The organism is Microbacterium sp. NPDC056057, assembly GCF_042266945.1.
GTDB classification, from domain to species: Bacteria; Actinomycetota; Actinomycetes; order Actinomycetales; family Microbacteriaceae; genus Microbacterium; species Microbacterium trichothecenolyticum_C.
The window spans coordinates 385,819-406,124 of the sequence record NZ_JBHJWS010000004.1 but is presented as its reverse complement, the minus strand read 5'-3'; the positions used below and the strand labels follow the sequence as shown (position 1 = coordinate 406,124).

At 71.8% G+C, this 20,306-nt stretch carries 18 protein-coding genes; 6 read left to right on the top strand and 12 right to left on the bottom strand.

The annotated features are described in order from the left end of the window. Window positions 1–17: 17 nt before the first annotated feature. Window positions 18–497 carry a PaaI family thioesterase gene (locus tag ACFC1K_RS18195; RefSeq protein ID WP_375872692.1) on the top strand — a complete coding sequence of 160 codons (480 nt, stop codon included), beginning with the start codon at window positions 18–20 and terminating at the stop codon, window positions 495–497. 3 nt (window positions 498–500) lie between these two features. On the opposite strand, the gene ACFC1K_RS18190 is transcribed toward ACFC1K_RS18195, so the two are convergent. Further along, on the bottom strand, window positions 501–1,262 hold the full coding sequence (locus ACFC1K_RS18190) for a helix-turn-helix domain-containing protein (protein ID WP_375872691.1): 762 nt from the start codon (window positions 1,260–1,262) through the stop codon (window positions 501–503). Between the two features lie 92 nt (window positions 1,263–1,354). On the opposite strand from ACFC1K_RS18190, the gene ACFC1K_RS18185 reads away from it, so the two are divergent. Continuing rightward, window positions 1,355–1,861 (top strand): VOC family protein, encoded by a 507-nt coding sequence (locus ACFC1K_RS18185; protein WP_375872690.1) that lies wholly within the window; start codon window positions 1,355–1,357, stop codon window positions 1,859–1,861. Here the strand turns inward: ACFC1K_RS18185 and ACFC1K_RS18180 are convergent. Together ACFC1K_RS18180 and ACFC1K_RS18175 are read right to left on the bottom strand one after the other, a co-directional pair. Continuing rightward, the gene (locus ACFC1K_RS18180; protein ID WP_375872689.1) at window positions 1,848–2,675 is read right to left on the bottom strand and encodes an SGNH/GDSL hydrolase family protein; all 828 of its coding nucleotides are present in this window, start codon (window positions 2,673–2,675) and stop codon (window positions 1,848–1,850) included. The genes ACFC1K_RS18185 and ACFC1K_RS18180 overlap by 14 nt on opposite strands. Before the next feature lie 334 nt (window positions 2,676–3,009). Then, on the bottom strand, window positions 3,010–3,450 hold the full coding sequence (locus ACFC1K_RS18175) for a YdeI/OmpD-associated family protein (protein ID WP_375872688.1): 441 nt from the start codon (window positions 3,448–3,450) through the stop codon (window positions 3,010–3,012). Between the two features lie 77 nt (window positions 3,451–3,527). Here ACFC1K_RS18175 and ACFC1K_RS18170 point away from each other — a divergent pair, with 77 nt between their 5' ends. After that, window positions 3,528–4,787, top strand: coding sequence for an APC family permease (locus ACFC1K_RS18170; protein ID WP_375872687.1), 1,260 nt, complete (start codon window positions 3,528–3,530; stop codon window positions 4,785–4,787). On the opposite strand, the gene ACFC1K_RS18165 is transcribed toward ACFC1K_RS18170, so the two are convergent. The 5 genes from ACFC1K_RS18165 to nhaA are packed head-to-tail and all read right to left on the bottom strand — an operon-like array spanning window position 4,771 to window position 8,820. Beyond that, on the bottom strand, window positions 4,771–5,319 hold the full coding sequence (locus ACFC1K_RS18165; RefSeq protein WP_375872686.1) for a hypothetical protein: 549 nt from the start codon (window positions 5,317–5,319) through the stop codon (window positions 4,771–4,773). The two genes, ACFC1K_RS18170 and ACFC1K_RS18165, sit on opposite strands and share 17 nt — an antisense overlap. Next, window positions 5,316–5,570, bottom strand: a complete 255-nt coding sequence (locus tag ACFC1K_RS18160) for a hypothetical protein (RefSeq protein WP_310292020.1) — start codon at window positions 5,568–5,570, stop codon at window positions 5,316–5,318. Before ACFC1K_RS18160 ends, ACFC1K_RS18165 begins: the two co-directional genes overlap by 4 nt. Window positions 5,571–5,619: 49 nt before the next feature. After that, the gene (gene hisS / locus ACFC1K_RS18155) at window positions 5,620–6,891 is read right to left on the bottom strand and encodes a histidine--tRNA ligase (RefSeq protein ID WP_375872756.1); all 1,272 of its coding nucleotides are present in this window, start codon (window positions 6,889–6,891) and stop codon (window positions 5,620–5,622) included. A 31-nt stretch (window positions 6,892–6,922) separates the two neighbouring features. Beyond that, entirely contained in the window at window positions 6,923–7,705 is a 783-nt protein-coding gene (locus ACFC1K_RS18150) for a MazG family protein (protein WP_375872685.1), read from the bottom strand. Beyond that, window positions 7,660–8,820 (bottom strand): Na+/H+ antiporter NhaA, encoded by a 1,161-nt coding sequence (gene nhaA, locus ACFC1K_RS18145; protein ID WP_375872684.1) that lies wholly within the window; start codon window positions 8,818–8,820, stop codon window positions 7,660–7,662. The genes ACFC1K_RS18150 and nhaA overlap by 46 nt, the downstream gene beginning before the upstream one ends. Before the next feature lie 174 nt (window positions 8,821–8,994). Between nhaA and ACFC1K_RS18140 the strand changes: the two genes are divergently transcribed. Both ACFC1K_RS18140 and ACFC1K_RS18135 read left to right on the top strand, forming a co-directional pair. Then, window positions 8,995–11,667, top strand: coding sequence for a phosphoenolpyruvate carboxylase (locus ACFC1K_RS18140; RefSeq protein WP_375872683.1), 2,673 nt, complete (start codon window positions 8,995–8,997; stop codon window positions 11,665–11,667). Window positions 11,668–11,727: 60 nt separating this feature from the next. Further along, window positions 11,728–11,898 carry a hypothetical protein gene (locus ACFC1K_RS18135; RefSeq protein ID WP_375872682.1) on the top strand — a complete coding sequence of 57 codons (171 nt, stop codon included), beginning with the start codon at window positions 11,728–11,730 and terminating at the stop codon, window positions 11,896–11,898. Between the two features lie 55 nt (window positions 11,899–11,953). On the opposite strand, the gene ACFC1K_RS18130 is transcribed toward ACFC1K_RS18135, so the two are convergent. Genes ACFC1K_RS18130 through ACFC1K_RS18120 form a run of 3 tightly spaced genes read right to left on the bottom strand, consistent with a single transcriptional unit; the run spans window position 11,954 to window position 15,039 of the window. Beyond that, the gene (locus tag ACFC1K_RS18130) at window positions 11,954–12,661 is read right to left on the bottom strand and encodes a DUF2652 domain-containing protein (protein WP_375872681.1); all 708 of its coding nucleotides are present in this window, start codon (window positions 12,659–12,661) and stop codon (window positions 11,954–11,956) included. Between the two features lie 28 nt (window positions 12,662–12,689). Beyond that, window positions 12,690–14,387, bottom strand: a complete 1,698-nt coding sequence (locus ACFC1K_RS18125; protein ID WP_375872680.1) for an MFS transporter — start codon at window positions 14,385–14,387, stop codon at window positions 12,690–12,692. A 52-nt stretch (window positions 14,388–14,439) separates the two neighbouring features. After that, the gene (locus ACFC1K_RS18120) at window positions 14,440–15,039 is read right to left on the bottom strand and encodes a gamma carbonic anhydrase family protein (RefSeq protein ID WP_375872679.1); all 600 of its coding nucleotides are present in this window, start codon (window positions 15,037–15,039) and stop codon (window positions 14,440–14,442) included. Window positions 15,040–15,168: 129 nt separating this feature from the next. On the opposite strand from ACFC1K_RS18120, the gene gdhA reads away from it, so the two are divergent. After that, window positions 15,169–16,551, top strand: a complete 1,383-nt coding sequence (gene gdhA, locus ACFC1K_RS18115) for an NADP-specific glutamate dehydrogenase (RefSeq protein ID WP_375872678.1) — start codon at window positions 15,169–15,171, stop codon at window positions 16,549–16,551. A gap of 61 nt (window positions 16,552–16,612) precedes the next feature. On the opposite strand, the gene mfd is transcribed toward gdhA, so the two are convergent. Continuing rightward, window positions 16,613–20,239: a transcription-repair coupling factor gene (mfd, locus tag ACFC1K_RS18110; protein WP_375872677.1), complete on the bottom strand. Its 3,627-nt coding sequence runs from the start codon at window positions 20,237–20,239 to the stop codon at window positions 16,613–16,615. Window positions 20,240–20,306: the final 67 nt, after the last annotated feature.

Here is a 20,306-nt window from a genome sequence, read left to right as displayed (position 1 = left end):
CGACCATGCTGGGGCCCATGCGCGTGACCCCTCGACGCCTCGCCATCGGCATGAGCCTGTGGATCCCCAACCTCTTCAGCGGCATCCGAGTGCGGAGGTTCGCCGACGACTGGACGAGTGCCACCGTAGAACTGCGTGTCAACGTCTTCACCCGCAACTACGTGAAGACGGCTTTCGGCGGCTCGATGTCGGCGATGACGGATCCGTACTACTTCATGCTGGTGATGCATCAGCTCGGGCGGGATTACGTCGTGTGGGACACCCGCGGCGAGATCGAGTTCCTGAAGCCCGGTCGCGGAGTGCTCACCGCGCACTTCGCCGTGCCGCGCGAGAAGGCCGAAGAGCTCCGTGTGCGGGCACACGCAGGGGCGAAGGTGCTGGAGTGGTTCGAGACCGACATCACCGATGCCTCCGGCGACGTCGTCGCCCGCGTGCGCCGCGAGGTCTACGTGCGCGAGAAGAAGCGCGTGACCACGGCGTCGGCGAGCGGCGTCTAGGGCTCAGCGGTCGGCGCGGTAGTCCGTCGCTGTGAACCCCAGCACTGCGCGGAAGTCGTTCGCGAGGTGCGCCTGATCGGCGTAGCCGAGCTCGGCGGCGATGTCGGCCAACGGAGCGTCGGGATCCTCGCGCACGCGCTGCGCCGCCTCCTGCAGTCGCCGGCGCCGGATCATCGCAGCCGGCGACAGACCGACCGTGCGGTGCGCGAGCCGCTGCAGGGTGCGCACTGACACGCGGAGGCGTTCGGCCGCGTCGTCGAGCCGGAGGATCGTCGGGTCGCTCATCAGCAGGTCCGCCATCGCGTTCGCGAGGCGCGCGTCGGACGTCGGCGGCCCGACGCGCTCGACGAGCCACTCCGAGACCGCTGCCGCGGCCGCATCGAGGTCGGGCATGGCCGCCGACACCGCGTGCTGCAGGTTCGGCTCGTCGAAGATGGTGTGCGCATCGACCAGGTCGCTCGGTGCGTCGTACAGCCGGGCGAACGCCGCGGGCTTCAGCAGAGCGCCCACAGCCCAGCCGCTCCCCCGGAGCTCGCGCTCCGAGGCCCGCGTCGTGGCGCCCCACAGCGTGACACCGTCCGGCTCGACGACGAGGTTCGCGGCCGGATAGCCCAGGACGGGTTGACGGGACACGACCGTCTCGGGAAGGTCCCACTGCGGGATCCAGAACCATTCGACGAGAGTGGATGCCTCGCCCTCCGGCGCGAGCCGCGTGAAGCTCGGCAGTCGCTCCGGGTAGAGCACCCCGCGCGTCGGATCGGTCACTCCGTCACGGTAGTGCGCAGGTCGGACACCCGGGACCGAGGGTGTCGCGAATCTCCAAGACCGCAGCATCCGTCCGTCGCGAGCATGGGCTCATGAGCACTCAGAACATGACCGGCGCGACCGGCGCCCACACGACCGACGGCCGCCCGAACGGCGCGACCAGCCTCACCCCCTTCCTCGCGATCCGCGGGGCCAAGGAGGCGCTCGACTTCTACCGCGACGTGTTCGGCGCGCGCGTGACCGACGTCACCGAGTTCGATGGGCTCGTCGTGCATGCCGGGCTGGACTTCGGCCTCGGCATCCTCCAGATCGGCGAGCCTTCGTCCGCGTACGGGCTCGTCCCCGCCCCGGAGGGCGACGACGACTGCTACTCGATCGGCATCTACGTGCCCGACGCCGACGCGGTGACCGCCCGCGCGGTCGCCGCCGGCGCGACCGTGCGCGAGGAGCCGTCCACCTTCGTGTCGGGCGACCGGTACGCCAGCGTGCGCGACCCGTTCGGCGTGCGGTGGTCGATCATGACGCGTGTCGAGGACATCTCGGAGGAGGAGAGCGCGGCTCGCGTCGCGGAGTGGGCCGCCTCGGTCAGCGCGGGCTGACCGCGTCCTCCCGCGCGGCGGCGAGTTCGGCGAGGAGGGCGGGCAGCAGCGCCTCGGCGGTGCGGCGGTAGCCGAGCGCGCTCGGGTGGAACCGGTCGAGGCTGAACATCTCGTCGGGCTGGGTCACGAAGAACGGCCCGACGGCCCGGCCGAGCGACACGGCGCGCGCACCGGTCCGGGCTGCGGCGACGGCCTGGGCGTCGGCCAGCTGGCGCGACAGCCGCGAGCCGAGGGCGCGCAGCGGCTGGGGCACAGGGCGCAGCGCGCCGAGGTCGGGGCAGGTGCCGACGACGACCACTGCTCCGCGCGCGCGGAGGCGCACGATCGCCTCCTCGAGGTGGGCGACCGAGGTCGACACCGGCACGCGGTGCGTGATGTCGTTGCCACCCACGACGATGACCGCGGCGTCCGGGCGGTAGTCGGCGGGCAGCGCGTCGACCTGAGCGGCGAGCACCGACGACTCCGAGCCCACGATCGCCGCGGTGCGCAGCCGCACCGGGCGGCGCTCGGCCCGGGCGAGGCCCTTCGCCAGGCGGGCGCCGAGCGTGTCCTTGCGCCGTTCCGCGCCGAGCCCGGCGGCGATCGAGTCGCCGAGAACGACGAACTCGAGCGGCGGGCCGTCGAATCGGCGGGCCCAGACCCGGTCGGCGTCGAGCGCCTCCTCGCCGAGCGGCTTGCCGATGCGACGCCGCGCGACCGCCGCCTGCCGCTTCAGCACGGCACGACCGCCGAGCAGGACGATCCCCGCACCCAGCGCGATCCCCGCCGCACCGACGACGACGGACCGCGGCACGATCTGACGCGAACGAGCCATGCCCCCATGCGACAACAGCCGGGTGAACGGATGCTGACGCCCCACTGACGCGCCGGTGCGGCGCCGCGCACCCACGCGATCGGTCGCCGGACCGTCCCGCCTCCGCGCACAGGTTCAGTCGCGAAGTCCGGACTCCGCCGCACGGCGCACAGGTTCAGTCGCGAAGTCCGGACTCCGCCGCACACTGGGCCCTGTATCCCTGCGATTCCGGGACCCCCACACACCAAGCGAACGCACACACATGTGACAGGCGTCGACCATCCTGCGAAGTCCGGACTTCGCAGCGTGTCGTCGCAGGCGAGCCGCGAAACCCGGACCGCAGCCGGGCCACCGTCTACGACGCGGTCAGATCTTCCACGGCGGCGGCGACGCGGCGCTCGCGGGTCTCCGGACGCTTCGCCTCGGTCACCCCGCGTGCGAGCTCCTTGCGCCGGGTGAACGTCAACGCGTCGAACGCGGCCCGCGCGCCCGCGGCCTCGAGCGCGGCGGCCAGGTCGGCGGGAACCTCGACCTCGCGCTCGGCGGTGTCGAGGTCGATCGTGGCATCGACCTCGTCGCCGATCTCGACGCCCAGCTCGGCACGCACCGCCTTCGAGAACCCGATGAGGTTTCGCCCGCCCATCACGCCGAGACGCACCCGCGCGGTGCGCCCGCCGATCCCGACGACGACCGCCGCGCGCTTGCCGCCGCCGAGCTCGACGACCTGCTCGTCGGTCAGTTCGATGGCCGTGGCCGGGCCCATCGGCGCGAGCACGGTGTGGATCTGCAGCGTCATGGCCCCATCCTCGCGGGCGCGGGGGCAGCCGCGGAACCCCGAACCGCCGGTTCTTCACCGCAGGCTAAAGTTCGCCCGTGACCTCCCCCGCGCTCCAGCGCCGACTCGGGCTCGGCGACGCCGTGTTCATCGGCCTCGGCTCGATGGTCGGTGCCGGCGTCTTCGCCGTGTGGGCGCCGGCAGCGGATGCCGCGGGCACCGGTCTGCTCATCGGCCTCGCGATCGCCGCCATCGTCGCGTTCGGCAATGCGACCTCGTCCGCGCAGCTGGCCGCCGCCTACCCGACGTCGGGTGGAACGTACGCCTACGGGCGCGCGGAGCTCGGCCCCTGGTGGGGGTTCGTGGCGGGCTGGGGCTTCGTCATCGGCAAGATCGCGAGCTGCGCGGCGATGGCGCTGACCTTCGCCGCATACGCCGCGCCTGCGGGGTGGGAGCGCGCCGTCGCCATGGCGGCCGTCGTGGCGCTCACCGCCGTCAACTGGTTCGGCGTCACACGCACCGCCGGCGCCGCGCGCGTGATCGTCGTGATCTCGCTCGGCGCGCTGGGCGCGGCCATCACCGCCGCCTTCTCGGCGGGCTCCACCCCGGACTGGTTCACGGCCGAGACGGTATGGGCGGGCGGCGGCTACGGCATCCTCCAGTCCGCCGGTCTGCTGTTCTTCGCGTTCGCCGGGTACGCGCGCATCGCCACGATGGGCGAGGAGGTGCGCGATCCGCGCCGCGTCATCCCGCGGGCGATTCTGATCGCGTTCCTCATCGCGCTCACGGTGTACGCCGTGGTCGCTGTCGCGGTGCTGAGCGCACTGGGCCCCGACGCCGTCGCCGCGTCGACCGCTCCGGTCGCCGACGCCGCAGCGCAGTCGGGCTGGGCGTGGATCGACGTCGTGGTGCGCATCGGCGCCGCGGCCGCCTCGCTCGGCGCGCTGCTCGCGCTCCTCGCCGGAGTGAGCCGCACCGCGTTCGCGATGTCGCGCGAGCGGGATCTCCCCGGCTTCCTCGACGCGGTGCACCCGCGGTGGCATGTGCCGCACCGCGCCGAGCTCGCCGCGGCCGCGATCGTCGTGCTGCTCGTGGCGCTCGTCGACCTCCGCGGCGCGATCGGCTTCTCATCGTTCGGGGTGCTGCTGTACTACTTCGTCGCGAACGTCGCCGCCTTCCGCCAGCGCGGCGACGCGCGGCGCTACCCGGTCGTGCTGCAGATCATCGGGGCGATCGGATGCCTCGTCCTCGCGGTGACGCTGCCGTGGCAGTCCGTCGTGGCCGGAGTGGTCGTCGTCGCGGTCGGGGTCGCTTACCGGGCCCTGCGTCTGCGTCGCCGATTCACGCCCCCGGCGTGACGGCCGGAACCCCGCGGTCCCTGACGAGGTAGATCCACGGGAAGGCCCGGCAGCCCACCTCCCAGCCGTCGGCCTGCTCGGCCGCGAGGGAGGCCCGCCACAGGATGCGGCGGTGCTCCCACTGCGTGTCGGTGCGGACCATGCGATGGGCGAGGGTGCCGGCCTCCACCGTGCGCCAGCCCGCGCGCCCCGCGAGCTCCAGCTCGGCCATCTCGTCGAAGGCCGTCACGGGTCCGAGCCAGCGTTCCGCAGCCAGGTCGCCGACGGCGACCCGGGACGACCCGGCACGGCCCCCGAACCGCTGCTGCGCGGCCTGGCGCGTCATCCCGAGCTCGGATCCGATTCGCGCCCAGCTCGCGCCCCCGGCCCGCGCCGCGGTGACGGCACTCTGGAGGATCGCCCGCACCTCGTGTTCCGCGCGCGCACCGGCGGCGACGAGGGCGAGGTGCTCGTCGTCGGTCAGCGCCTGATCGGGGCCGATGCCGGCATCCGCCAGCACCGCGCGACCGATCACGTCGGCGAGATCGGTCACCCGCGTCCGTCCCGGCTCGGAAGCCATGTGCCGCGCGACGACGGCCGGCGCAGCCCGTTGGCATAGCCCCAGAAGTACATGCCGACGGCAGCAAGACCGATGCCCACGCCGATGACGACGCCCCCGCCGAAGCCCTCCCAGTCGAAGCCGATGCTGAGGACAACGAGGCCGAGACCGATGACGATCGAGACGATGGCCACGCTCACGAGACGGCCGGGGGTGGCGGAACTACGAGGTGTCGAAGTGCTCATGGTGTCAACCTAATCTTGACGCAGGCTCGGCGTCAAGAATCAGTTGACATTATCCGAGCGGCTTGACCTCGAGGGCGTCCGCAGTCGTGCCCGCGCCGACCGTCGCGAAGGCGGTGTAGCCGTCGGATGCTGCGCGCTCGAGGAGCGCCTTCAGGTTCTTGGTCCTCTGCTCGAGGCGCACACGCGATCCCTGGCGCACCAGCCCGGCCTTGAGCGCGAGGAGCTCCCCCTCGGAGACGTCGCGGTCGTGGACGAGGACGACGGCCGGGGCCGCAGCATCCGTCCGCTCCGCCACCAGGTCGACGATGCGCTCGAAGCCGATCGAGAACCCGACCGCGGGCACGTCCTGCCCGAGGAAGCGGCCGATCATGCCGTCGTAGCGGCCACCGCCGCCGAGCGAGTAGTCGACCGACGGGTGCGCCAGTTCGAAGATCGTGCCGGTGTAGTAGCCCATGCCGCGCACGAGGAACGGGTCGAACACGAGCGGGATGTCTCCCTCGAGCTCCGTCGCCGAGCCGCGCGCGGCCGCCACCGCCGCGCCGATGCCGACGAGGTGCGCGACGATCTCGTCGGGCGCGCCCTCGGGCAGCGCCTTGCGGATCTGGCGCTCGCCGTAGGGGTTGTACTCGAGGGTCATCGGGCGGCGCAGGAACGCCTCGAACGCGTCCACCGCGCCGGCGGTCGCGCCGCGCTCGCGCAGCTCGGCGACGATGCCGTCGGGGCCGAGCTTGTCGAGCTTGTCGATCGTGATGAGGACGCCCGGGCGCTCGTCGGAGGCGAAGCCGAAGCTGTCGAGCATCCAGTCGAGGACGCGCCGGTCGTTGATGCGGATGCTGCCGCCCTCGAGCCCGAGCGCGTCGAGCGTGTCGAGCGTCGCGACCGCGAGCTCGGCCTCGGCGCGCGCGGACGCGTCGCCGATGATGTCGATGTCGCACTGCACGAACTGGCGGTAACGCCCCTTCTGCGGGCGCTCGGCGCGCCAGACCGGGGCGATCTGGATCGAACGGAACACCGACGGCAGCTGGCCGCGGTTGGTCGCGTAGAACCGGGCGAGCGGCACGGTGAGGTCGTAGCGCAGGCCCAGATCGGTGAGTGCCGCCGGGTCGTCAGCCGCGCCACGGATCGCGTCGGCGTCGAGACCGCGCTTGAGCACGTTGTACGCGAGCTTCTCGTTGTCGCCGCCGATGCCCGCATGCAGCCGCGAGTACTCCTCCATGACGGGCGTCTCGATCTCGTCGAAGCCGTGCGTGCGGTAGCGCTCGCGGATGACGGCGAGCACGCTCTCGCGACGGGCTTTTTCAGCGGGGAGGAAGTCGCGCATGCCGCGCGGCGGATTGACGGATGCCACCCACCTATCCTTCCAGGTCCGCCGGGGTGCCCTCGGCCGCCCGGATGTCGCGCTCGAGCCGTCGCAGGCGCTCACGCAGCGCGCGCTCGGCGTCCCACCCGTTGGCTCGGGCGGTCGCGACGAGCGCGAGGAGCGCGTCGCCGAGCTCGGCCTCCGTCGCGGGTTCCTCGACGCCGGTCCCGCGAGAGTGCACCTGGTCGCCGAGAGGTGGGGAACCAACCGCACTCTCGTCCACCAGCTGTACTCTCGCGGTTTCGACGCCCACCTGGGCGGCCTTCGACAGGAGCTTCTGGGCGAGCGCGAGGCTCGGCATCCGTTCGCTCACGCCGTCGAGGACCGACCGACGCTGGTGCTTCTCCGCGGCCTTCGCGGCGTTCCAGTGGATCAGCACCTCCTCGGGTGTCGTCGCGACGGCGTCGGCGAAGACATGCGGATGCCGCCGCACCATCTTGTCGGTGAGCCCGCGGGCGACGTCGTCGATGTCGAAGGGGTCGTCCTCGTCACGCGAGGCGATCTCGGAGTGGAACAGCACCTGCCACAGCAGGTCGCCGAGCTCTTCGCGCAGCTCGTCCCGCGAGCCGTCCTCGACGGCGTCGATCAGCTCGGCGCTCTCCTCGACCAGGTACGGCACGAGGGCGCGGTGGTCGATCTGCTGCGTCCAGACGCAGCGGTCGCGCACGGCGCGCATGACGTCTGCCGCCTCGCGCAGCGGGTCGGAGGCCCCCGGCGAGCGGGGTGCGGTCACGTCGTCACGGATGCTGCCGCCGTCCGGCGTCGATAGTGCCATGCCCGCCACGATACGAGCCCTGCGGCCAGGAGGAGCGAAATCACGGAACCTGCGAGCACACCCAGCGTCGCCTGGTCGCGGAGCGCCGCCTCGTCGGAGAACGCGAGCTCGGAAAGCAGAAGGGACACCGTGAACCCGATGCCGCCGAGGGCGCCGGCGGCCAGGAGGTCCGCGAAGGCGAGGGGCGGCGCACTCCCCTGGCGGCCGATGCGCAGCGCGATCCACCCGAACAGCGAGATGCCGACGACCTTGCCCACCGGCAGCGCGACGAGCACGCCCCAGAACGCGGGCGACAGCTCGGACAGCGGCACCGACGGGATCGGCACGAGCGCGGCGGAGAACGCGAACACCGGGAGCACGACGACGTTGACCCACGGTTCGAGCTCATGCCGCACGCGCAGCGCCGGGCGCTGGGCCATCGCGAGCCCGAGCGCCACCCCCGCGATGGTGGCGTGCACACCCGAGAGGTACACCAGCACCCATGTGGCGATCGCGAGCAGCGCCAGGACGACGGCGATCGGCACGCGGGCGCGCGTGCCGAGCTGTCTGCTCAGGATGCCGAACCCGACGACCGCGACCGCGGCTCCGGCGAGCGCCGCGACGTTCACCCCGGTCGTGAAGAGCACCGCGATGAACACGATGCCGACGATGTCGTCGAGGATCGCGAGCGCGAGGAGGAACACCCGCAGCGCCGACGGCAGCCCGCGGCCGAACACCGCGAGCACGCCGAGCGCGAACGCGATGTCGGTCGCGGTCGGGATCGGCCAGCCGGCCGACGCGTCCGATCCCCACGCCATCGCGGCATAGATCGCGATCGGGATCAGCACGCCCCCGGCGGCGGCGATCGCCGGCTGCAGTGCCTTGCGCGCCGAGTTGAGCTGGCCGGCCGTGAGCTCGTACTGCAGTTCCACCGCGACGACGAAGAAGAAGACCGCGAGCAGTCCGTCCTTGATCCAGTGGGAGAGACTGAGCTCGAACACGCCCGGGATGCCGAGGTAGGCGTGCATCGCATCGTCGACGACGGGCCCCCACGCCGAGTTGGCGACGAACAGGCCGAGGCCCGCCGCGAGGAGCAGGACGATCGCGGGGAAACGGGCGGAGCGGAGAAGCGACATCTGGCCTCCGGGAGGGGATCGCGGGTCGACGAGGACGTGCCGACCAGACTTCCCGGCGCTCCACGGGTCAGTGTAGCGAGCGGGTTCGCGGCATCGCCGGGCGACGGCCCGGAGCGATCGTCACACAGCGTCCGCCGTCACTTCGGGGAAACACCGCGCCGTTAGCCTGGAGAGATGCGTGAACTCACCCACACCGAAGCGATCGACCTCGTCGGGCGGTACGAGGCGGAGCAGGCGATCCCCGAGCAGATGCGCGGCGACGTGCGCATGCTGGGGACGCTCCTCGGTCAGGTGCTGCGCGAGAGCGGTTCGCCGGGACTGTACGAGGACGTCGAGCGCCTGCGCACCGCGACGATCCAGGCGTACACCGACGAGACGCCGGAGGCGTTCGCCCGAGCCGCCGCCATCGCCGACTCGTTCACGATCGCCCGCGCCGACGAGGTCGCGCGGGCGTTCACCGCGTACTTCCACCTCGTGAACCTCGCCGAGGAGCACCAGCGCGTGCGCGTGCTGCGCGAGCGCGACGGGCGCCCCGACCGCGAGCAGGCGACCGACTCGGTCGCCGCCGCGTTCGTGCGCCTGGCAGCCGAGGTCGGCGACGACACCGCCCTGAAGCGCCTGCAGAGCATGCGGTTCCACCCGGTGTTCACGGCCCACCCGACCGAGGCCCGCCGCCGTGCGGTCTCCACCAGCATCCGCCGCCTCGCGACCCTTCTCGAGGAGCACGACGCGTCGCTGCGCGGCGGCGCCGACGAGCGCCGCGCCGAGCGCCGCATGCTCGAGGAGATCGACACCCTCTGGCGCACCGCGCCGCTGCGGCCCGAGAAGCCCGCCCCCACCGACGAGGTGCGCGCGGTCATGGCCGTGTTCGACGACACGCTCTACACGGCGGTCCCCCACGTGTACCGCCGCGTGGACGACGCCCTGCAGGGCCCCGCCGCCGGCGGACGTGCGCCGGTCGTGCGCCCGTTCGTGCGCGTCGGTTCGTGGGTCGGCGGCGACCGTGACGGCAACCCGTTCGTGACGGCATCCGTCACCCGCAAGGCCTCCGCGATCGCGAGCGAGCACGTGCTCATCGGCCTGGCGCGCACGACCAGCCGCATCGGCCGCACGATGACGCTCGACGCATCGACCACGCCGCCGAGCGATGCCCTCCTCGTGCTGTGGCGGCGCCTCAGGGCCGCCGACGAGGACGCCGCGAAGGACATCGCCAAGCGCTCCCCCGACGAGCCGCACCGGCGCATCCTGCTGCTGATCGCCCGCAAGATCGAGGCGACCCGCGCCCGCAACGCCGACCTCGCCTACCGCGACCCCGAGCATCTGCTGGCAGACCTCCGCGTCGTGCAGGATTCGCTCGTGCAGGCCGGCGCGCCGCGTCAGGCCTACGGCCACCTGCAGCAGCTGCTGTGGCAGGTCGAGACCTACGGCTTCCATCTCACCGAGCTCGAAGTGCGCCAGCACTCGGCCGTGCACGCCAAGGTGCTCGCCGAACTCGAGTCGGGTGCACCGCGCAGCGAGCTCGCCGAAGAGGTGCTCGACGTCGTGCGCACCGTCGGGTTCCTGCAGGAGCGCTACGGCCCGCGTGCCGCCGGCCGGTACATCGTGTCGTTCACGCAGTCTGCGCAGGATCTGGCGAACGTCCACAGGCTCGCCGCCTACGCGGTCGGCCCCGACGGCACGCCGCCCGTGCTGGATGTCATCCCGCTGTTCGAGACGTTCGCCGACCTGCAGGCCGCGCCCCGCATCCTCGCCGAGATCGTCGAGCACCCCGAGTTCGCCGCACGCCTGGAGGCCACCGGGCGCCGCCTCGAGGTCATGCTCGGCTACTCGGACTCCTCGAAGGACGTCGGCCCCGTCGCCGCCAACCTCGCGCTCTACGAGGCGCAGGCCAAGATCGCCGCGTGGGCCGACGAGAACGGCATCGAGCTCACCCTCTTCCACGGTCGCGGCGGCGCCCTCGGGCGCGGCGGCGGTCCGGCGAACTCCGCGATCATGGCGCAGCCGCCGCACTCCGTCGACGGCCGGTTCAAGCTCACCGAGCAGGGCGAGGTCATCTTCGCCCGCTATGGCGACCCCGCGATCGCCATGCGCCACATCGACCAGGTCGCCGCGGCGATCCTGCTCGCGTCGTCGCCCTCGAACGAGGAGCGCAACCGCACCGCGGCGGCGACGTACGCCGACGTGGCCGCGACGATGGACGCGGCATCCCGCGAGCGCTTCTTCTCCCTCGTGAAGGCCCCCGGATTCGCGCCGTGGTTCGCCCGCGTGACACCGATGGAGGAGATCGGCCTGCTCGCCCTCGGCTCGCGCCCGGCGCGGCGCGGCCTGTCGGTCGAGTCACTCGAAGACCTCCGCGCCATCCCGTGGGTGTTCGCGTGGACGCAGGCGCGCATCAACCTCGCCGGCTGGTTCGGCCTGGGCACGGCGCTGGAGGCGGTCGGCGACGAGCCGCTGCTGCAGCGGGCGTACCAGGAGTGGCCGCTGTTCCGCACGCTCATCGACAACGTCGCCATGAGCCTCGCCAAGACCGACGACCGCATCGCGCTGCACTACCTCGAGCTCGGCGACCGCGAGGACCTCGCGACGCTCGTGCGCGACGAGATGCACCTCACGCGCGACTGGGTGATCCGCATCACCGGCGGGACCGAGCTGCTCGGCAACAAGCCCGTGCTGCAGCGTGCCGTCAAGATGCGCAGCCCCTACGTCGACGCGCTCTCGCTGCTCCAGCTGCGGGCGCTCCGGGCACTCCGGGAGGCTCCCGAGGGCGCGCCCGTCGACCCCGAGCTGCAGCGCCTGCTGCTGCTGTCGGTCTCGGGTGTCGCGGCCGGACTGCAGAACACGGGCTGACCCGCACGGCGCCGCGCGTCGCAACCGGGATCGCCGAGAGGCCGGCGTACCGTGGCGCCCATGGCACGGATCGTCGTCGCCGAAGTCTGCCCCTGGTGCGGGTCGCTCGATGTGCGGGCGACCGAACCGCGGTGGTTCCGGATCGAGTGGGAGCGTCGGGGCCACCTCGACGACGGCTCGGTCGACCGCCTCGAGTTCTGCTGCCGCGACTGCGGCCTCGCCTGGGACTGACGTCGGAGATTCACGGATGCTGCGGCCCGCAGCATCCGACCCGCTCGCTGCTCCCCTACCGGGCGCGGCGGGGCTTCTTCGTTCCGAGCATGTACGGCAGCCCCTGGCCCACCGCCGAGAACGTGCTGCCCAGCCGCGAGCGCAGCGTGGGCTTGGGCGCCTCGGCGCCCGCACCGTCCAGGTCGGCCACGTCGACGAAGTAGGCGTGGACGCTGCCGATCCCCTCGAGGTCGGGGGTGATCTCACCCACGGACAGGGGAAGGGCGGGCGCGTCGGCGGCGTACAGGTCCTCGGTGAGCAGAACGTACTCGGGAATCCCCACGGAGTTCTTGAGCAGCCGGTGGACCAGGATGACGTCGATCCCCACGAGCTTCGACCTGCCGCTGACGCTCTGCGTCGCGACATCACCGATGTGCGCGACGAACTTCAGTTTGAGGTCTCGAGCTTGGCGGCACCCACCGCACGGGCAGAGGTTCTGCACGACATACTCGCGCTCGCGGTGGAAGGCGCGATGCATCGCGACGGCGACCTGCAGGATGTCGGCCAGCGTCGTATCGGGGTCGCGCGTTCCGGCGCGGCGCGACAGGAAGGCTCCGTCGCCCTCGATCTCGACGAGCTCGAAGCCCCGGGCCGCCCGCACGATGCTCTGGAGCATCCTCGCCGTGTTGACCTCGGCGTGCGCGAGCGTCAGGCGGTGCGAGCCCATGTACTCGGTGTAGCCGCCGATGTCGGCGATCAGCAGAGTCGTTCGCGAAGTCGTCATGCCTCACGTCCCTTTCGATCAGCTGTTGTCATCCCCGCTCCTCGCGGGGCCGAGGCTCGTCGAGCGGTTCGCCCGGTGCGAATCGATCCAGCTGCCGGTCGACACTCGTCGCAGCGGCCTGGGCGCTGGGCGCGTAGCCGAGCACGACCGCGGTGAACCTCTCGGACGCGAGCGCTTTGAGGCGGAGGGCCGTGTGCGCGGAGACGGTGGCCGTCCGGCGCGTTCTGCGCAGCAGCGCGATCTCGCCGAACCCCTCCCCCTCGCCGAGCGTCGCGACGACCCTCCCGTCTCCGATGACGTCGGCCGTGCCCCGCTCGATCACGTAGTAGCGATCGCCCACGTCGCCCTGCGTGAACACCGGCGTCCCCGCTGCCACTTCCACCGGCTCGAGCCCGCGGGCGAGCTGCTCGATCGAGCGCAGCGGCAGGGGCTGGAACATCGGCACCCGCTGCAGAAGGGACACCTCGAGATCGAGCGCGTCGACGGATCGATCCAGGCGACGCAGCCGCCACCACGACGCCAGCGCCAGCACCGGGCACACCAGGCCGATCACGACGAGCGCCGCCTCGACGCCGATCCACGCGATGACCCCCGAGGCGAGGATCGAGCCGATGCCGATCGAGATCGCCACCAGACTCTCGAGAACTCCGAACACGCGCGCCATCACCGCGTCGGGCGCCAGCCTTCCGATGAGGGTGAACCCCGCGAGGTCGATCAGTGCATTGCCGACGCCGACGAACGAGAGCAGGAGGAGCGCGGCCGCCTGCTGCGGGAAGACGCCGACGAGGGCGATGGGCAGACCCCACAGGGCGACGCCTACTGCGAACCATGCGCCGAGGCGACCCGTGCCCACCAGAAGCGAGGCGGCGAGCGAGCCGACCACCGCTCCCACTCCCACGGCCGCCATGAGCGCGCCGGCGCCGGACTCGCCCATCCCCAGCAGCTCGATCGCGACGACGACGGAGAAGACGGTCAGCGCCCCGCGCGTGAGCGACTGCGCCGCCGCGAGCCCGAGGATCAGCTGCAGATCGCGGCTGCGTCCGACCGCGTGAAGTCCTTCGATCGCCTCCTTCACGAGGTCCGGGCGCGGCGCCGGCGGCCGCGGCGGCGCGTCGTAGTGCACGCGGAACAGCAGGAGCGCGGCCCAGAGTGAGGCGGCGGCCGCCACCGCGAACACGATCGACACGTCCGAGAACGCGAGGACGATGGCTGCCAGCAGCGGACCGACGAGCGTCGCGACCGAATCGAGCAGCCCGCGCACGACGTTCGCGCTGGCCAGCTCGTGCCCGGTGCGGCACAGCGTGGGCAGCAGCGCCGAGTGCGCGGGGCGGAAGAGGGTCGCGGCGATGGTGGACAGCACCGCGAGGGCGTAGATCACGGCGATCGGGCCCGAGATCGCCACGACGATCGCGGCGACGGCCGTCGCCACGCCCCTGAGCACCGACACCACGACGAGCACGCGCTCGCGGCGGCCCCTGTCGGCGAACGGCGACAGCACCGGCGCGAGGACGGCGGAGGGCAGCATCCGCAGCAGCCCGACCAGCCCCAGCGCGAGCGCCCCGCCGTCGTTGTACGCGACGATGCCGAGGGCGACCGTGAACGCCCATTCCGCCGTCCAGGCGCCGAGGAAGCTGAGCTGGGCGCGCCGGAGATTGGCGTTGCGCCAATTGCTCGAGAAGGCGCCCACGGCCTGGTCGAGCCTCGAACGGGTCCCCAGACGGCCCATGCCGCGACTTTAGGGTCTGGCGGGCCCGAAGACCAGGGCCGCCCGTGAGGCTTCAGTCGACGCGTCGGTCGGCGGCGTGGCGGGCGAGGCTGCGGCCGTACCGCTCGGTGAGCTGCACCATGAGGTCGGGGGTCTCGCGGTCGAGGCCGAAGACGTAGCCGGGGAAGTCGAGCTCGCGCTGCGCGGCCCAGATCTCCTCGTGGCGATCGGGCGGCAGGATCTGCACCGGGTCGCCGACCGCCACCCATCCGATCGGCACCGTCGACTCGGCGGGGAGAGTGGTGCGCAGGTGCACGACAGCGTTGATACGCACCTCGCTGCGCGCGCCGATGTGCGCGCCGTTGAACACGCGCGTGCCGGTCGCGAGGAAGACCTCCTCCTCGACGACCGCGCCCGAGATGCTCGCCATGGGGCCGACAAGCACGTGGTCGGCGATGTGCACCGGGTTGGTCGCGGTGGCACGGATGAGCGCGTTCTCCATCACGATGACGTTCGCGCCGAGGGTGATCGCGCCACCCTCGGCGGTGATCACCGCACCGTGCAGGATCTGGCTGTCGGCGCCGATCTCGACGTCGCCGCTGATCACCGCAGTCGCCGCCACGACCGCGTCGGGATGGATGCGGGGCTGTGCCCCGAGGTGCTCGAACCGCATCGTTGCTGCCTCCGGCCTTCGTGGATGGGGCCAGCGTAGCCCGCCGTCACACGTCCGATCGACGCCGGGACCGTGGATAGGGTGAAGGAGCGCCACCCCCGCGCACCGCTCCACCTCGAAAGCTCCACCATGCCCTCTGCGCCCTCGACCGCGTCCGCCACCGAATCGCTCACCTCGGCGGAATCCATCCGGCTCGTCCTCGACACCGTCGAGGCCCGCAACCCGAACGAACCCGAGTTCCTGCAGGCCGTGCACGAGGTGCTCGAGTCGATCTCGCCGGTGCTCGAAGCGCACCCCGAGTTCGTCGACGGCGGCATCCTGGAGCGCCTCGTCGAACCCGAGCGCCAGATCCTGTTCCGCGTGCCGTGGGTCGACGACGCCGGGCGCCTGCAGGTCAACCGCGGCTTCCGCGTGCAGTTCTCGTCGGTGCTCGGCCCGTACAAGGGCGGCCTCCGCTTCCACCCGTCGGTGAACCTCTCGATCATCAAGTTCCTGGGCTTCGAGCAGATCTTCAAGAACGCGCTCACCGGCCAGGGAATCGGCGGCGCCAAGGGCGGCAGCGACTTCGACCCGCACGGCCGCTCGAACGCCGAGATCATGCGCTTCTGCCAGTCGTTCATGAACGAGCTCTACCGCCACCTCGGCGAGCACACCGACGTGCCCGCCGGCGACATCGGTGTGGGAGCCCGCGAGATCGGCTACCTGTTCGGCCAGTACCGCAAGGTCACCAACCGCCACGAGTCCGGCATGTTCACCGGCAAGGGCGTGCAGTGGGGCGGCGCCGAGGTGCGCACCGAGGCGACCGGTTACGGCGCCGTGTTCTTCGTCGAGGAGATGCTGGGCGTCCACGGCGGGACGCTGCACGGCAAGCGCGTGGGCATCTCGGGATCGGGCAACGTCGCGATCTACGCCATCGACAAGGCCCGCCAGCTCGGCGCGACGGCGGTCACGGCATCCGACTCGTCCGGCTACGTCGTCGACGACGCCGGCATCGACGTCGACCTCCTCCGCCAGATCAAGGAGGTCGAGCGCGCCCGCATCTCGGAGTACGCCGCGCGCCGACCGGGCGCCCGCTACGTCGAGGGCGCCCGCCCGTGGGAGGTTCCCGTCGACGTCGCGATCCCCTCGGCCACGCAGAACGAGCTCGACGAGGGCGACGCCCGCGCCCTCATCGCGAACGGCGTGCGCGCCGTCGCCGAGGGCGCGAACATGCCGTCGACGCCCGAGGCGATCGAGCTGTTCCAGTCCGCCGGCGTGCTCTTCGGACCGGGCAAGGCTGCGAACGCCGGCGGCGTCGCGACCTCCGCGCTCGAGATGAGCCAGAACGCCGCGCGTCAGCGCTGGAGCTTCGACGACAGCGAGGCCAAGCTCCGCGCGATCATGGCCGACGTGCACGACGCCGCGTTCCAGGCCGCCGAGCGCTACGGCCGCCCCGGCGACTACGTCGTCGGCGCGAACTCCGCAGGGTTCGAGCGCGTCGCGCACGCGATGCTCGCGCAGGGCGTCATCTGACGCACCTCACGACCCGCTGACGGGCCGGGGCACTCTCGCGAGGCCTCGGCCCGTCGCCGTCTCAGGCGCCTGCGGCGGCCTCGGCGGCGGCATCCGTCTTCTTCTCTGGCCACAGCTGCTCGATGAGCTGCGCCACCCACGCGATGAGCTCGTCGTCGCCCAGCGGCTCGCCGCCCGCCGACGGAAGCGGCACGACCATCGCCTCTCCCCCGGCGACGACCTTCGCCTTGGGGTGCAGGCGCTGCAGGCGCACGCGCATCGAGTCGGGAAGATTCGCGGGTGCGATGCGCAGGTTCGGGCCCATGGCGACGACATCCGCGAGGCCGGCCTGCCCCGCACGGCGGCGCAGGCGCGCGACGGCGAGCAGCCCCTCGACCTCTGACGGCGCCTCGCCGTAGCGGTCGGTGAGCTCCTCGATGACGAGGTCGATCGCGTCGGCGTGGGCGGTGACGGATGCCGCGGCCGAGAGCTTCTGATACGCCTCGAGGCGGAGCCGCTCGCTGTCGATGTACGACTCGGGGATGCGCGCTTGCACGGGAAGCTCGAGCCGGAGCTCGGTCGGCCCTTCGATCTCATCCCCGCGGAACGTGGCGACCGCCTCGCCGATCATGCGGAGGTACAGATCGAAGCCCACCCCGGCGATGTGACCGGCCTGCTCGGCTCCGAGGAGATTGCCCGCGCCGCGGAGCTCGAGGTCCTTCAGCGCCACCTGCATGCCCGAGCCGAGGTCGTTGTTGACGGCGATCGTCTCGAGCCGGTCGGCCGCGGTCTCGCTGAGGGGCTTCAGGTCGTCGTAGAGGAAGTACGCGTACGCGCGCTCGCGCGCGCGGCCGACGCGACCGCGCAGCTGGTGGAGCTGGCTGAGGCCGTACTTGTCGGCGCGGTCGATGATGATCGTGTTCGCGTTCGAGATGTCGAGGCCGGTCTCGACGATCGTGGTGCAGACGAGCACATCGGAGCGTCGCTCCCAGAACGCGTCGACGACCTCCTCGAGCGCGTGCTCCCCCATCTGACCGTGCGCCACCGCGATACGCGCCTCGGGCACGAGCTCGGCGAGCTCGGCCGCGACCCGCTGGATCGACTGCACGCGGTTGTGCACGTAGAACACCTGGCCCTCGCGCAGCAGCTCCCGGCGGATCGCGGCGGCGATCTGCTTGTCGTTGCGGGGGCCGACGTACGACAGGATCGGATGCCGGTCCTCGGGGGGCGTCTGCAGGGTCGACATCTCGCGGATGCCGGTGACCGCCATCTCGAGCGTGCGCGGGATCGGCGTCGCGCTCATCGCCAGGATGTCGACGTTGGTCTTGAGCTTCTTCAGCTGGTCCTTGTGCTCGACGCCGAAACGCTGCTCCTCGTCGATGATCATGAGGCCCAGGTCCTTGAAGATCACCTTCTCGGTGAGGATGCGGTGCGTGCCGATGACCATGTCGACGGTGCCGTCGGTGAGCCCTGCCAGCACCTCGCGTGCCTGCTTGTCGGTCTGGAACCGCGAGAGCGCCTTGACCTTGACGGGAAAGCCGGCGAAGCGCTCGGTGAACGTCTCGAGGTGCTGCTTGACGAGCAGCGTCGTCGGCACGAGCATCGCAACCTGCTTGCCGTCCTGGATCGCCTTGAACGCGGCGCGCACGGCGACCTCGGTCTTGCCGAAGCCGACGTCGCCCGACAGGAGCCGGTCCATCGGGATCGGCTTCTCCATGTCGGCCTTGATCTCGTCGATCGTCTGCAGCTGGTCGGGTGTCTCGGCGAACGGGAACGCCTCTTCGAGCTCACGCTGCCACGGCGTGTCGGGTCCGAAGGCGTGCCCCTTCGAGGCCATGCGCGCCGAGTAGAGCTTGACGAGCTCGACCGCGATGTCGCGCACCGCGCGGCGCGCCTTGCTCTTGGCCTGGGCCCAGTCGCTGCCGCCCATCTTCGAGAGGCTCGGCGCTTCGCCGCCGACGTAGCGCGACAGCAGATCGAGCTGGTCGGTCGGGACGAAGAGCTTGTCGCCGGGGTATCCGCGCTTGGAAGGCGCGTACTCGAGCACGAGGTACTCGCGCATGCTCTTCACCGCGTTGCGGCCGCCGCTGGACACCTCGCGCTGCGTGAGCTCGACGAACTTGCCGATGCCGTGCGTCGCGTGTACCACGTAGTCGCCGGCCTTCAGTTGCAGCGGATCGACGACGGCCTTGCGCCGCGACGCGAGCTTCTTGACCACCCGGTTGTCGCCGCCGATCGTACGACCGTAGAACTCGGACTCGGTCAGCACGGCGAGCTTCGCGTCGGCCGCCTCGAACCCGCGCTCGAGCACGCTCACGACCACGTGTGCGACGCCGGGCTCGGGAGCGTGCAGCACCTCGTCGACCTTGCGCGCAGCGATGCCCCGCTCGGCGAGCACATCGCGGGCGCGCTCCACGAGTCCGGCTCCGGATGCTGCGACCACGACGCGCCAGCCGTCTGCGAGCAGTGCGCCCACGTGGTCGGTGGCGCCCTCGACGTTGCCCTGGAACGAGGGCACGGCCGAACCGGGAACCCGGATGGCGGCCGCGGCCTCGAGTGCGACGTCGATGTCGTCGTCGATGAGGCCTTCCGCGGCAGCATCCGCGCGTCCGGAATCGAACGCGCTGAGCGTCCACCAGACGCCGCTGCGATCGCGGGCGGCCTCGCGGAGCTCGGGCAGGGTCAGGAAGTCGCCGGCACCCAGGTCGACCGGGGTGCTCGCGCCGGCGGTCGCGGCGCTCCACGCCGCGTCGAGGAACTCGCGGTTGGTCTCGCCGAGGGTGATCGCACGCGTCACCGCGCGCTCGGGGTCGACCAAGGCGACCGCGGCGCCCTCGGGCAGATAGTCGACGAGGGTCACGAGGCGGTCGACGACGGCCGGGAGCAGCGACTCCATGCCCTCGACCGGGATGCCCTCGGACATCTTCTCGAGCATGCCCGCGAGGCCGGGGAACTCGTCCTTGAGCTGGCGTGCGCGGCCGCGCACGGCCTCGGTCAGCAGCAGCTCGCGACTCGGCAGGAGCGTGACCTCGCGCACCTCTCCCGGCAGCGACCGCTGGTCGGCGACGGAGAAGGCGCGCATCTCGTCCACCTCGTCGCCGAAGAACTCGACGCGGTACGGGTGCGGCGCGGTCGGCGGGAAGACGTCGAGGATGCCCCCGCGCACGGCGAACTCGCCACGCCGCGACACCATGTCGACGCGGTGGTACGCGAGCTCGACGAGGCGCGTCGATACATCGCCGAGATCGTGGCCACGGCCCCCCACGACGAGTTCGATCGGATCCACCTCGGTGAGGCCTGCGGCGAGGGGCTGGATCGCGCCACGCACCGACGCCGTGATGACCAGCGGCGTCGCGGCATCCCACCGCGCGACGCGCGTGAGGATCTCGAGGCGTGCGCCGACCGTCTCGGCACTCGGGCTGAGGCGCTCGTGCGGCAGCGTCTCCCACGCGGGGAAATGCACCACCTCGGCACCGGGCAGCAGCGCGCCCAGCGCCGGACCCAGCGACTCGGCACGGCGCCCGGTCGGTGCGACGAGCAGCACGATCGGCGGCTTGCCCGCGGCACGGCGACGCTCGAGCAGAGCCGCGAGGAGAGGGGCGTCGAGTCCTTCGACGAGCGAGAAGTCGGCATCTACGGATGCCGCGGCCAGCGCGTCCCGGAAAGGCTCAGCCTGTTCGAGGGCGCGCACGATCCCGGGAACTGTCACCGCACGAGTCTACGACCCGCCACGGACACGGAGATCCGCCGCGGTACGGCCCCGCTCCTAGGATGAG